This is a genomic window from Allobosea sp. FW305-C-101, assembly GCF_058783685.1.
In genome coordinates this window covers 217,313-230,139 of sequence record NZ_JBYSYT010000001.1, presented here as the reverse complement: position 1 = coordinate 230,139, position 12,827 = coordinate 217,313, and the positions used below count along the sequence as shown (strand labels likewise).

The following is a 12,827-nucleotide window of genomic DNA, read 5'->3' as shown; positions in this document are numbered from 1 at the left end:
CCAAGGTCAGAGTTCAGCTGCAATCGAAACCCTTGGAGATTTGCAAGACAACGCCCCCGATCGTCGGGAGGACCATAACCAATCAGAATACACTCCCCCGGATTTCGACTTGGACAGCTTGGGATCGCTCCGCCCACACTGGCTCAAAGACGAGAAATCGAGGGGGTGCATGATGAAGAATTCTGTCATCGGTCTGGCTGGTCTGATGCTCGCCGCATGCTTGCCGGCCGCGGGGCAGGCCCAGGAAGCCGTGCTGCGCGTTGCCGCCGACGGCGACGTCTCGACGCTCGATGCGCATCGCGCCAGCGCCACCAGCGACAAGAGCGTGGTCGGCTGGATCTACAACGCGCTCGTCCGCTTCAAGCCGGGCAGCGCCGACCCCAAGGATATCGAGCCGGACCTGGCCGAGCGCTGGGAGCAGTCGCCGAACGGCAGGGTCTGGACCTTCCACCTGCGCAAGGACGTCAGGTTCCAGGGCGATTGGGGCACGCTTTCGGCCGATGACGTCGTCTATTCGCTCCAGCGCTCGGCCGATCCCAAGCGCTCGACCTTTTCCTCGGATTTCGCGGCGATCGAGAAAGTCGAGAAGCTCGATGACCTGACCGTGCGGGTCTCCCTGAAATATCCGGACGTCAATTTCCTTGGGCGGGTGACGAATTATCACGGCGGCAACATCGTCAGCCGCAAGGCCGCAGAGCAGCTCGGCGACAAGTTCGGCAGCCGCCCCGTTGGCACTGGTCCCTTCGCCTTCGTCGAACAGGTGACCCAACAATACGTGAAGCTCGCCGCCAACCCGACCTATTTCCGCGGCAAGCCGAAGATCGACACGATCATGGTGCGCAACATTCCCTCGGACAGCGCCCGCGAGCTCGCCTTCACCTCGGGCGAGGTCGACCTGATGTATGCCAAGCGCGAGCAGCGCTGGGTTGATTCCGCCCGCCGCCGGCCCGGCTTCAATGTCGAGATCTTCCGGCCGGGCGAATACCGGCTGCTCCACATCAACCAGAGCGTGCCGCCGCTCGACGATATTCGCGTGCGCCGCGCCATCGCCGCCGCCGTGAATGTCGACGACCTCGTGCGCTATGTCGGCAAGGATGTCGGGCCGAAGGGCTGCTCCGTGGTGCCGCCCGGCTACCTCGGCGAGGATTGCTCCGTCCGCTACGCGTTCGACCTCGCCAAGGCCAAGGCCCTGCTGGCCGAGGCCGGCCACAAGGACGGCATCACGGTCAAGGCCATCGTCTCCAACATCTCGGCGCAGCAGCCGATCATGGAGATCATCCAGGCGCAGCTCGCCAAGGCAGGCATCAAGCTCGACATGCAGGTCGTCGACCACGCGACCTATCAGAGCCAGACGCGCAAGGACCTGAGCGGCGTGGTGTTCTACGGCGCGGCGCGCTTTCCGATCGCCGACACCTATCTCAGTGAGTTCTTCCACTCGCGCGCCACGGTGAACACGCCAACCGCGGCAACCAATTTCTCGCATTGCAAGGTTGGCGACCAGGAGATCGAGCAGGCGCGGACCGCCTCGGATGCAGAGGCGCAGAAGGCCCTGTGGAAGGAAGCCCAGCGCAAGATCATGGAGGATGTCTGCGCCATCCCGCTATTCGAGCTGCGGCAGGTCTGGGCGCGCAGCGACCGGCTCGATTTCGGCTATGAGCTGAAGGGGTCGATGAACCTGGCTCCGCCGATCACGGAAGCCGCGACCCTGAAGGCACGTTGAAGCGGACGCGAGATGCGAAACGACGGGGATCGCGTGTCGGATTTGGCCATGTCGCGGCCTTCCGCCGGTCCCCCCTGACGGCGCAACTGCGCGCGGGCGACCGCGCGCAGTTGCTGCGCGCGCTCGCGGCCGTCCGGCTCAGTCCGGCATAAGAATCGTCCGCGAGATCTCCTCGGCTGCGGACCGGGCGCCTTCGAGGAAGGCGTCGACCAGTCGGGCGTTGCGGCTGTCGCGGATGCGGCACAGCTGGAAGTCGAGCTTGACCGCGGGTTCGAAGCTTCGGATCGCGACCCTGCCGCGCAGGCCCCCGACGGCCGAGGGGTGAACCAGTGATATGCCGACGCCGGCGGCCACGAACTCGCATAGCGTCGGCGAAATGCTCACCACCATGACGACATTGGGTGCGACGCCATGGGCGTCGAAGATCTGACCGATCCGTCTGTTCGTGAAGCTCTCCGGGTCGAATGAGACGAAGTCGACCCCGTCGATATCGGCGGGCTTGATCACGCTCTTCTCCGCCAGCGGATGCCCGAGCGGCATGATGCAGACAAGCGGATGGGCCATCAGCGGCTCGGAGACGATATAGGGATTGTCGATCGGCGCGACGGTGAAGCCGACATCGAGCTTCCGGGTGACGAGTCCGTCCGCGATCCATTGCGAGCTGCGCGACTGCACCGAGCAGAAGACCTTCGGTTGGCTCGCGAGAAAGCGGCAGGTCGCCTGCTGGATGAAGGCGCCAGAGAGGGCCGGCATCACGCCGATCAGCAGCCGGCTCTGCTCGTCGCGGCGGATGGCGTCGACGGCGTTCTCGACCTGCCGGACGCCTGCGAAAATCCGGTCGATCTCCTCGTAGAGCCGCATGCCGCGCCGCGTCGCCACGAGCCGGCCCTTGACCCGGTCGAACAGGCGCAAGCCCGTATCCTCTTCGAGATGGGCGATCAGCTTGCTCATCGCCGGCTGGGAGATGTTCATCATCTCGGCCGCGCGGCTCACCGTGCCGTACTCGATCACCGCCTTGAAGGCCTCGACCTGTCGCAGGTTGAGCCGCCTGACCATGCCATAACCCTGGAGAATAGGAGGGAGAGAAATACGACTTTGACGAAATACAACATGGCTTCCTAACGTCACGGCCGGCAAGGGAAATTCGCATGCGGCCGGACATCATCGTCATCGGAGGGGGAACGGTCGGGGCAGCCATCGCCTACGGCCTCGCACGGCGGACGGAGAAGGTCCTGCTGCTCGATGGCGAGGACGGCGACTTCCGGGCGGCGCGCGCCAATTTCGGGCTGGTCTGGCTGCAGGGCAAGGGGCTCGGCATGCCCGCCTATCAGGCCCTGACACGCCACAGCATCGGCTTGTGGCGCGACTTTTCCGACGGGCTCGAAGCCGAGACCGGAACCGATCTCTGCTACGAGCAGAACGGGGGGCTTGCCTTCTGCCTGGGGGAGGAGGGCTTCGAGAAGCGGCGCCTCGAACTCATGCGCCTCCATAACCAGCGCGGCGCCGGCGAGCCGGATTGGGAGATGCTCGACCGGCCGGCGCTGGAGCGCCTCCTGCCCAAGGCGGGGCTCGGTCCGGATGTGTCGGGCGCGAGCTTCGGCCGCCATGACGGCCACACCAATCCGCTCCGGCTGCTGGCTGCGCTGCATGGCGGGCTGCTGCGCCTCGGCGGCGACATCCGCCACCGTGCGCGGGTCGAGCGGATCGAGAAGGCCGGAGCGGATTTCCAGCTCGCGCTGGCCGGTGAGACCGTGAGCGCGCCGCGTATCGTCATCGCCGCCGGCCTCGGCTCGACGGAGCTCGGCCGTCAGGTCGGGCTCGACGTGCCAGTGCACCCGGAACGCGGCCAGGTCCTCGTCACTGAGCGGCTCGCCCCCTTCCTGCCGTTGCCGGTGAGCGGCCTGCGCCAGACGACCGAGGGCACCGTGATGGTCGGCGCGACCAAGGACAGGGTCGGCCTCGACGCCTCGACGACGACGGAGGCGGCGGCCGGGCTGAGCCGCAAGACGATCAGGATGATCCCGACGCTCGCGCGTGTCGGACTCATCCGGCAATGGGCCGGCCTGCGGATCATGACGCCGGACAGCTACCCGATCTATGCGCAATCCGAGAGCCATCCCGGCGCCTTCGTCGCGCTCTGCCACTCCGGCGTGACGCTCGCGGCCTTCCATGCCGAGATTCTGGCCGGGGCGATCGCCGCCGGCTCGCTGCCCGAAAGCTTTTCCCCCTTCCACCAGAGACGCTTCGATGTTCCGCAAGCTGCATGATCCGGGGCCGGCAACCGTGACGGTCCATATCGACGGGCGCCCGGTCAGGGCCGAAGCCGGCGAGAGCATCGCCGCGCTGCTCATGCGCCAGCCCGAAGGCTGGAGCCGGACGACGCCGGTCTCCGAAAGCCGCCGTGCGCCCTATTGCATGATGGGCGTCTGCTTCGAATGCCTCGTCGAGGTCGATGGTCAGGGTTCCGTGCAGGGATGCCTGACGCCGGTGCGGGACGGCATGTCGGTCACCCGACAGCAGGGCCGCCGGAGCCTCTCGGCATGAGCAACGCGCATCCCGACCTCAGCCATACCGATCTCCTGATCGTCGGCGCCGGGCCGGCCGGCATGGCCGCCGCCGTGACGGCGCGCCAGCATGGCCTTTCCGTGCGGGTGGTCGACGACCAGCCGGCGCCCGGCGGCCAGATCTGGCGCGCCATCGAGACCGTTGCCGCGACGCCGCGCCTCGCTCGCCTCGGCGAAGCCTATCGTGCGGGCGTCGACCGGGCTACCGCCTTCCGCGCCTGCGGCGCGCTCTACGAGCCGCAGGCGCAGCTCTGGCAGATCGAGCCGGGCTTTCGTGCCTTCCTGAGCCGCGACGGCAAGGCCCGCAGCGTCACGGCGGAGGCGATCATCCTCGCCACCGGCGCGCAGGAGCGCCCCGTGCCGTTCCCGGGCTGGACGCTGCCCGGCGTGCTGACGGTCGGTGCCGCGCAGATCCTGCTGAAGACCGCCGATTCCGTGCCGGACAAGCCGGTCTGGATTGCCGGCTGTGGGCCGTTGCCGCTGCTCTACATGACGCAGCTCGTCGCGGCGGGCGGGCGGATCGCCGGCTTCCTCGACACCACGCCTCGCGGTCGCCTCGCACCGGCCTTGCGCCATCTGCCGCAGGCGATCGGGCGGTTCGGCGATCTCCTGAAGGGTTTGTCCTGGTCGCTCGCGCTGAAGCGGGCCGGCTTCCCGATCATCCGTCACATCGCGGAGCTGCGCGCCGAGGGCGACGGGCGCCTCGAAAGCCTGCGCTACCGCACTGAGGACGGACGGGAGGCACAGGTCGCGGCCGAGGTGCTGCTCGTCCATGAAGGTGTCGTGCCGAACATCCACGCCGCGCTCGCGCTCGGCTGTGCGATGACATGGAACGCCAGCCAGCACTGTCAGGTGCCGGTGCTCGACGCCTGGGGCGAGACCACGCAGGCGAAGATATTCGTCGCCGGCGACGGCGCTGGTATCGGCGGGGCCGAGGCGGCTGAGCCGCGTGGGCGGCTCGCGGCACTGCGGGTCGCGAGCAGGCTTGGAAAGCTGGGTGAGGGCGCCGCTGAAACGGCGGCGCGCACCGAGCGGGCCACGCTGGCGCGCGCGCTCGCGCTGCGTCCCTTCCTCGATGCGCTCTATGCGCCGCGCCCTCAGGTCTTCGCACCGGCCGACGAGACGCTGGTCTGCCGCTGCGAGGAGGTTACGGCCGGTGAATTGCGCATGCGTGCCGCTCAGGGGCGGCCCGGCCCGAACCAGCTCAAGGCCTTCACTCGCGCCGGCATGGGGCCGTGCCAGGGCCGGCAATGCGGCTACACCATGGCCCATATCGTCGCCGCGGTTCAGAACAGGCCGGTCGAGCAGGTCGGCTTCTACCGCATCCGGCCACCGCTGAAGCCGGTGACGCTCGGCGAGCTTGCCAGCCTCGACGAGCGGGAGCCGGCCGCATGAACGCGGAAAGCTTCGACGTCGCCGTCGTCGGCGGCGGCCTGCATGGCCTTTCCGCGGCCCTGCATCTGGCCCGCGTCGGCCGGCGCGTCGTGGTGATCGAGCGGCGCTGGACCGGCCGTCACGCCTCGGGTGCGACCGCTGCGGGTGTGCGCACGCTCAACCGCGATCTCGCCGAGGTGCCGATCTCGCTGGAGGCCATGGCGATGTGGCACCGGATCGAGGAGATCGTCGGCGACGATTGCGGCTTCCAGGCGCAGGGTCAGCTCAATGTCGCGGAGCGGGACGAGCACATGCCGGCCCTGATCCAGCGCGAGGCGAGGATGCGTGGTCTCGGCTATGCGCATGAGGAGCTGATCGACGCGCAGGAGCTGCGTCGCCTGGCGCCGGCGCTGAGCCCGCATTGCGTCGGTGCGCTGGTGGCGCGGCGCGACGGCGCCGCCGATCCGCACCGGACCATCCTGGCCTTTCGCCGCGCCTGCGAGGCAGAGGGCGTCGTCATCGCCGAGGCCTGCGGCGTCGAGACGGTCGACCGGCAGGGGGAGGGCTGGCTGCTGATGTGCGCCGCCCGCCGCTTTCGCGCGCCCGTCGTCGTCAATGCGGCCGGCGCTTGGGCTGGCCGGCTCGCGGCGCTGTTCGGCGACGACATCGCGCTCGGTGTGCGCGCCTCCATGATGATCGTGACGGAGCGTCTCGCGCCGCTGCTCGATCCCGTCGTCAGCGTCGTCGGCCGGGCACTCTCCTTCAAGCAGGCGAGCCAGGGCACGCTCGTGATCGGCGGCGGCCTGCAGGGCACGGCCGATCTCGACCGGGAGCGCAGCACCGTGAATTTCCGCGAGCTCGCCAAGGGCGCGCGCGCCGCCAGCGACCTCTTCCCGGCCGTGCGCGGCGTGCGCATCGCCCGCTGCTGGACGGGGATCGAGGCGCAGACGCGCGATCACCTGCCGGTGATCGGAGCCTCGCCCCGTGTCGCCGGGCTGGTCCATGCCTTCGGCTTCTCGGGGCACGGCTTCCAGCTCGTGCCAATCGTCGGATCGATCCTCGCCGAACTCGTCGTCGAGGGCCACACCCGCCGCGAGATCGCAGCCTTCGCGCCACAACGCCTGATGCAGGAAAGGGTCGCCGCATGACAGGCTTCTTCGTCAGACGTCTTTTGCTCGCCATACCGACGCTGTTCGTGATGCTGACGGCGATCTTCGTGCTGGTCCGGCTCGTGCCGGGCGACGCCGCCTCCGTCATCCTCGGCGATCAGGCGAGTGCCGCTTCGCTCGCGGCTTTGCGCGAGAAGCTCGGCCTCGACCAGCCGGTCCATGTCCAGTACCTCGCCTTCATCGGCAAGGTTCTGACCGGCGATCTCGGCCAGTCGCTCAGCAGCGGCCGCAATGTCATCCAGGAGGTGCTGCTCGTCCTGCCCTCGACCATCGAGCTGACGGTCGCGGCCATCGTGATCGGCCTCGCTTTCGGCCTGCCGCTGGGCGTCGCGGCCGCGCTCGCCCGCAACGGCTGGGTCGACTATGTCGCGCGCGTCGTCTCGCTGGTCGGCCTGTCCTTCCCGGCCTTCGTCTCGGGCATCCTGATGCTGATCGTCTTCGCGATCCAGCTCGGCTGGTTCCCCGTGCTCGGCAATACCAGCGGCTCCGGCGACCTGACGGAGAGGCTACGGGCGCTGGCGCTGCCGGCGCTCAATCTCGGCATCATCATGACGGCCTATGTGATGCGCGTGACCCGCGCGGCGATGCTCGGCGTGCTGACCGAGGACTATATTCGCACTGCCCGCGCCAAGGGCGTCGGCCCCGGCCAGCTCGTCGTGACGCATGCGCTGCGCAACAGCTTGATCCCGATCATCACGGTGGTCGGGCTCTATTTCGGCACGCTGATCGGCAATTCCGTGCTGACCGAGATCATCTTCAACCGCCCGGGCCTCGGCAAGCTGATCATCGGTGCGCTGAACGCCCGCGACTACACGCTGCTGCAGGGGCTGATGATCATCTTCGCCATCTGCGTGATCGTCGTGAACACGCTGACGGACCTGGCCTATGGCCTCGTCGACCCGAGGGTGAAATACACATGAGCGCCGTCGCCACCACCACCGTCGACATCCGGCCGGGCGGCCTCTGGCTCGCCTTCAGCCAGAACAAGCTCGCCTGGATCGGTCTGGTCCTGCTTGCGTTCATCATCTGCGTCGCGGCGCTTGCGCCCTGGATCGCGCCGCACGACCCACTGGAGCAGAACATCGTCGCCCGGCTCGAGCCGCCTTCGGCCGAGTTCTGGCTCGGCACCGACTCCTATGGGCGCGATGTGCTCTCGCGCCTGATCTATGGCGCCCGCATCTCGCTCTTCGTCGGCTTCTTCGCGATCCTGATCGCGATGCTGGTCGGCACGGCGATCGGCGTCGCCGCCGGCTATATCGGCGGCCTCTTCGACCAGATCGTCATGGGCGTGCTCGACGTGATGCTGGCCTTCCCGACGCTGCTGCTCGGCCTGATGATCGCGGCCATGCTCGGGGCCAGCCTTGAGAACCTGATCATCGCGATCGCGGTGACCGAGATCGCGCCCTTCGCCCGCGTCGCCCGCGCCCCGACGATCACGCTACGCCAGCGCGACTTCGTCGAGGCGAGCCGCTCCTATGGCTGCGGCCCGTTCCGGATCATGACGCGGCACATCCTGCCCAACATGCTCTCCGATGTCGTGGTGATGAGCTCGCTCTGGCTCGCCTCCGCCATCCGCACCGAAGCCTCGCTCAGCTTCATCGGGCTCGGCGTGCCGCCGCCGGCCGCGACCTGGGGCGGCATGATCCGCGAGGGTTTCGAGAACATCCTCGACGCCTGGTGGCTGGCAGTCTTCCCGAGCCTTGCGATCCTGGCGACGGTGTTCGCGCTCAATCTGCTTGGCGATGCCTTGCGCGATGCCGCCGATCCGAAGTCGCGCGCACGATGACGGCGCGTGGTCACGGGTCCGGCTGTTTGCCGCAGAAGGAAAGAAGGCCGGTTTCCGTGTCCGCCCCAGCGTTTCGGTGAACGCTGATTGCCGCCCCAGGGCAATGGCCCGGGGCGGCTCTCATCGCGCGTGGAATGACCCCACCTAGGCGCCCGCGGCTTTCGGGCGCCGCAACAGAGCGGCCGTGGCCGGCATGACGATGGTGGCGATCGCGACGGCCAGCAGCAGCGCCGAGATCGGCCGCGTGACGAAGATCGAGAAATCCCCGCGCGACATCGAGAGGGCCTGCCGCATGGCGGTCTCGAAGATCGGCCCCAAGACTAGCCCGAGGACGAGGGGCGCCGCCGGCCAGGAAAAGCGCTTCATCAGCCAGCCCAGCACGCCGAAGCCGATCAGCAGCGAGCAATCCTGGAGACTGTTCGAATTGGCGAAGGCGCCGAGCAGGCAGATCGCGAGAATCTGCGGATAAAGCCAGCTGTAGCGAATGTTGAGCAGCCGCGCGAACAGCCCGGCAAGCGGCATGTTGAGGATCAGGAGCAGGACATTGGCGATGTACAGGCTCGCGATGACGCCCCAGATCAGCGTCGCGTTGGTGGTGAACATGTCGGGGCCGGGCCGCATGCCGAACATGATCAGCGCGCCCAGCATCAGAGCGGTCGTGCCGGAGCCCGGGATGCCGAGCGCGAACATCGGCACCATGTTGCCGGATACGGCGGAGTTATTGGCGGCCTCCGGTCCGGCCACGCCCTCGATCGCCCCGTGCCCGAAACGCTCGGGCGTCTTGGAGACCTTCTTTTCAACGACATAGGCCATGAAGGATGCAATCGTCGCTCCCGCAGCCGGGAGAATGCCGACGATGAAGCCGACCAGGGTTCCGCGCAGGATCGACCAGCGCGAGGCCCGCCAGTGCTCGCGGGTCGGGAAGGCCGGTCCGACCTCGATCGCCTTCTGCGAGGCGGTGTCGCGGCAGGTCGCCAGAACCTCACCGACACCGAAGATGGCGACGGCGATGATGACGAAATCGATGCCGTCGATCAGCCAGAGCTGGTCGAAGGTGTAGCGACCGACGCCGCTCTGCTTGTCGATGCCGATCGTGCCGATGACGAGGCCGAGCATGCCGCCGGCCAGCCCCTTCGCCACCGAGCCCCCGACCGCGGCGAGCGCGGTCAGCCCGAGCAGGACGAGCGAGAAATACTCGGGCGGCCCGAAGGCGAGCGCGAGCTTGGACAGGGGCGGCGCGAGCAGCATCAGGCCGACGGTGCCCAAAGTTCCGGCGATGAAGGAGGCGAGCGCCGCCATGCCGAGCGCCGGCCCGGCATGGCCCTGCTGCGCGAGCTTGTGGCCGTCGACCGCGGTCATCACGCTGCTGGCCTCGCCGGGGACGTTGAGGAGGACCGCGGTCAGCGTGCCGCCATATTGGGAGCCGGCATAGAGGCCGGAGAACATGATCAGCGTGCCCGTCGGGTCCGCGCCGATGGTCAGGGGCAGCAGCAAGGCGATCGCCGCGGAGGGGCCGATGCCCGGTAGCGCGCCGATGATCTGGCCCATCATCACGCCGGCAAAGCACATCATCAGGTAATAGGGCGTGAAGGCGGTGGCGAAGCCGCCCGCCAGGTTCGCGAGTTGGTCCATCGGTCAGAATCCCCAGGGGCCTTGCGGCAGGGTCACGGACAGCCAGCGGTCGAAGACGACGTAGTAGACGGCGGTCACCGCCGCAGATGTCGCGATCGACCGGACGAGGGGCAGGCGTTCGATCGCGACATAGGTCACGGCCGTCATCAGGAAGAGGGAGGCTACCCCACCGATCAACGGAAAGCCGAGCACGGTCAGGATCATCAGGCCGATCAGCAGCGCGGGCTTTCCGATCGGCTCTTGCTCGCCGGCCGGCCCTTCATGCCCGATGAAGATGAGCACGGCTCCGGAAAAGACGATCATCAGCGCCCCGTAGATGAAGGGCATCAGCCCGGAATCGGGGCGGGCCCCGTTCCACAGGCCGAGGCGGAGCGCCTGGGCCATCCAGTAGGCGCCCAGCACGATGAGAGCGAGCGGCAGCACGCCTTCACCGGAGCGCAGGGAGCGCAGGACATTCCTGAACGCGGTCATTTCGCCATCAGCTCCTTGAACACCACTTCCTGCTTGCCGATGTAGTCGAGATAGCCTTGCGCGCTGTGGATCTCGAAGGCCGCGTTGTTCTCGGCGATGTATTTCTTCATCTTGTCGGATGCGATGACCTTGTCGAAGACGCCCTGCCAGTATCTGGCCGCGTCGTCGGACATTCCCTTCGGGCCGGCGAAGCCGCGCCAGTTCTGGACGAGGGCGTTGCGATGCCCGAGCTCGGCCAGGGTCGGGATGGCGGAAAGCTCACCCTCGTAGCGGGCCTGGCGTGTCGTCGCGAGCGCCCGGATCGCGCCGCTTCCCAGCTGGCCGAGATATTCGCCGGGATTGCTGATCGTGGCGTCGACATTGCCGCCGAGCAAGGCGGTCGTCGTCTCGCCGCCGCCGCTGAAGGTGACGAGGTTGAACTCGGCGCCGATCGCCTTGGCGACGACGCGGGCGGCAATGGTGTCGCCGATTCCGCCGACGGCGAAGGAGACGGCCTGGGGCGAGGCTTTTGCCGCCGCCGCCAGTTCGGCGAAATTCTTGAACTTGGAGTCGCCCCGGACGAGGACGACATAGTCCTCGGCCATGATGTTGGTGAGCGGGCGCAGATCCTTCCAGCCGGTCGCTCCGGGCACCTGGAGCGGCGTCAGGATCGAGGCGGTGTTGATAGGCGTCAGCGTCTCGTTCGAGCTGTTGCGGTTGGCCTTGACCCAACCCCAGCCGACGGCGCCCGAACCGCCGGAGCGGTTCTCCGGCTTGATCACCACAGGCGCGAGCTTCTCCTCGCGGATGATGTCGATCACCTTGCGCGCGAACAGGTCGAGCCCTCCGCCGGGCGCGTAGGAGATGACCATCTGGACATCGCTCCTGGGTGCGTAGCCGCTTTGTCCCACGGCAATGGCGGGCAGGGCGATCAGCGCTCCGGCTCCCAGTGCGGCAGCGAGCCCCTTTGTCACGGTGCGTCGCGAAGATGGCATGATGAAACCCTCCCTTGGTCTCGTGGATTCAGGACCATTGCCGCTCATGGGCGGCTTGGATTGAAACCTAGCGAAGTTTGCGCCGCTCAATAAATTCATTAATGTGGATGATTAGTTTGATTTTCAGAACAGAAGCACCATGTCCGACAGCACGCTGGGTTCGAACCGGGTCAACCTCAAACTGCTGCAGACCTTCCTGCTGGTTGCGGAAAACAACAGCTTCCGTGAGGCGGCCGACCTGGTTTCGCGCTCCCAGTCGGCGGTCAGCACCCAGATCAAGCAGCTGGAAGACCAGGTCGGTGTCGCCCTGTTCCACCGCACGACGCGCAGAGTGAAGTTGACTGCTGAGGGGGAGCAGCTGCTGGAAAACGCGCGCCGGGCCGTGAACGAGATCGAGCTTGGCCTGCGCAATATCCGCGAGGTCGCCGATATGCGCCGCGGCCGGGTCGCGGTCGCCTGCGCTCCGATGCTGGCGGCCACGCGGCTGCCGCCCATCCTCGCCGCCTTCGAGAAGGAATATCGCGGTGTCCGCATCGTCCTGCAGGAGCTCAAATCGGTGGAGCTGTTCCAGAGCCTGCGCAATGGCGATGTCGATTTCGCCATCGGCCCGGTGGTGGGAGATGGCGATTTCGAGTTCGAGCCGATCATCGTCGAGCCGATCCTGGCGCTCGTACCGCGCAGCCTGATCAAGGAGGATCGCGAGCAGATCAGCTTCGCCGAGCTCGCCGAGCTGCCGATCATCCAGTTCCATGCGACGACGGTCATGGCCCAGCTCGTCGCCCAGGCGGCCAAGGAAAAGGGACTGACGCTCAAGACGCGCTACCAGTGCATCCAGGGGCAGACCCTTGCCGCCCTGGCCGAGGCCGGGCTCGGAGCGTCGATCCTCACCGGTTCTGCGGCCCGGACGGTGACGTCGAACCGCGTCCAGAAGATGCTGATCGTCGAGCCGACGATCACGCAGCATTTCGGCATCGTGCGGGTGCGCGGGCACATGCTCTCGCCGGCCGCCATGCGCCTCGTCGAGCTCATCAAGGCGATGACGGCCGGTGATGCCAGGATGAAGCTCTCCGGCCCGCGTCGCCCGAAACCGATGCGGAAATCAGAATAATCGGTTCGATAATTCGATTATGCTATCGA

At 67.3% G+C, this 12,827-nt stretch carries 12 protein-coding genes; 8 read left to right on the top strand and 4 right to left on the bottom strand.

Features of this window, described 5'->3' with window-relative positions:
- Positions 1–169: 169 nt before the first annotated feature.
- Positions 170–1,720, top strand: coding sequence for an ABC transporter substrate-binding protein (locus AC3WMA_RS01080; RefSeq protein ID WP_492283574.1), 1,551 nt, complete (start codon positions 170–172; stop codon positions 1,718–1,720).
- 138 nt (positions 1,721–1,858) lie between these two features.
- Here AC3WMA_RS01080 and AC3WMA_RS01075 read toward each other — a convergent pair whose 3' ends face one another.
- On the bottom strand, positions 1,859–2,776 hold the full coding sequence (locus AC3WMA_RS01075) for a LysR substrate-binding domain-containing protein (protein WP_492283573.1): 918 nt from the start codon (positions 2,774–2,776) through the stop codon (positions 1,859–1,861).
- 92 nt (positions 2,777–2,868) lie between these two features.
- Between AC3WMA_RS01075 and AC3WMA_RS01070 the strand changes: the two genes are divergently transcribed.
- The 6 genes from AC3WMA_RS01070 to AC3WMA_RS01045 are packed head-to-tail and all read left to right on the top strand — an operon-like array spanning position 2,869 to position 8,613.
- Positions 2,869–3,987 carry an NAD(P)/FAD-dependent oxidoreductase gene (locus tag AC3WMA_RS01070; protein WP_492283572.1) on the top strand — a complete coding sequence of 373 codons (1,119 nt, stop codon included), beginning with the start codon at positions 2,869–2,871 and terminating at the stop codon, positions 3,985–3,987.
- A complete protein-coding gene (locus AC3WMA_RS01065) occupies positions 3,968–4,264 on the top strand; it encodes a (2Fe-2S)-binding protein (protein ID WP_492283571.1) in 297 nt (98 codons plus the stop codon). Before AC3WMA_RS01070 ends, AC3WMA_RS01065 begins: the two co-directional genes overlap by 20 nt.
- The gene (locus tag AC3WMA_RS01060; RefSeq protein ID WP_492283570.1) at positions 4,261–5,679 is read left to right on the top strand and encodes an FAD/NAD(P)-dependent oxidoreductase; all 1,419 of its coding nucleotides are present in this window, start codon (positions 4,261–4,263) and stop codon (positions 5,677–5,679) included. Before AC3WMA_RS01065 ends, AC3WMA_RS01060 begins: the two co-directional genes overlap by 4 nt.
- On the top strand, positions 5,676–6,806 hold the full coding sequence (locus AC3WMA_RS01055) for an NAD(P)/FAD-dependent oxidoreductase (RefSeq protein WP_492283569.1): 1,131 nt from the start codon (positions 5,676–5,678) through the stop codon (positions 6,804–6,806). Before AC3WMA_RS01060 ends, AC3WMA_RS01055 begins: the two co-directional genes overlap by 4 nt.
- On the top strand, positions 6,803–7,747 hold the full coding sequence (locus AC3WMA_RS01050; RefSeq protein WP_492283568.1) for an ABC transporter permease: 945 nt from the start codon (positions 6,803–6,805) through the stop codon (positions 7,745–7,747). The genes AC3WMA_RS01055 and AC3WMA_RS01050 overlap by 4 nt, the downstream gene beginning before the upstream one ends.
- Positions 7,744–8,613 carry an ABC transporter permease gene (locus tag AC3WMA_RS01045; protein ID WP_492283567.1) on the top strand — a complete coding sequence of 290 codons (870 nt, stop codon included), beginning with the start codon at positions 7,744–7,746 and terminating at the stop codon, positions 8,611–8,613. Before AC3WMA_RS01050 ends, AC3WMA_RS01045 begins: the two co-directional genes overlap by 4 nt.
- A gap of 144 nt (positions 8,614–8,757) precedes the next feature.
- On the opposite strand, the gene AC3WMA_RS01040 is transcribed toward AC3WMA_RS01045, so the two are convergent.
- Genes AC3WMA_RS01040 through AC3WMA_RS01030 form a run of 3 tightly spaced genes read right to left on the bottom strand, consistent with a single transcriptional unit; the run spans position 8,758 to position 11,690 of the window.
- The gene (locus AC3WMA_RS01040; RefSeq protein ID WP_492283566.1) at positions 8,758–10,245 is read right to left on the bottom strand and encodes a tripartite tricarboxylate transporter permease; all 1,488 of its coding nucleotides are present in this window, start codon (positions 10,243–10,245) and stop codon (positions 8,758–8,760) included.
- Positions 10,246–10,248: 3 nt separating this feature from the next.
- Positions 10,249–10,716, bottom strand: coding sequence for a tripartite tricarboxylate transporter TctB family protein (locus AC3WMA_RS01035; protein WP_492283565.1), 468 nt, complete (start codon positions 10,714–10,716; stop codon positions 10,249–10,251).
- A complete protein-coding gene (locus tag AC3WMA_RS01030; RefSeq protein ID WP_492283564.1) occupies positions 10,713–11,690 on the bottom strand; it encodes a tripartite tricarboxylate transporter substrate binding protein in 978 nt (325 codons plus the stop codon). The genes AC3WMA_RS01035 and AC3WMA_RS01030 overlap by 4 nt, the downstream gene beginning before the upstream one ends.
- 139 nt (positions 11,691–11,829) lie before the next feature.
- Here AC3WMA_RS01030 and AC3WMA_RS01025 point away from each other — a divergent pair, with 139 nt between their 5' ends.
- Complete coding sequence (locus AC3WMA_RS01025; protein ID WP_492283563.1) at positions 11,830–12,798, top strand: LysR family transcriptional regulator; 969 nt, start codon at positions 11,830–11,832, stop codon at positions 12,796–12,798.
- Positions 12,799–12,827: the final 29 nt, after the last annotated feature.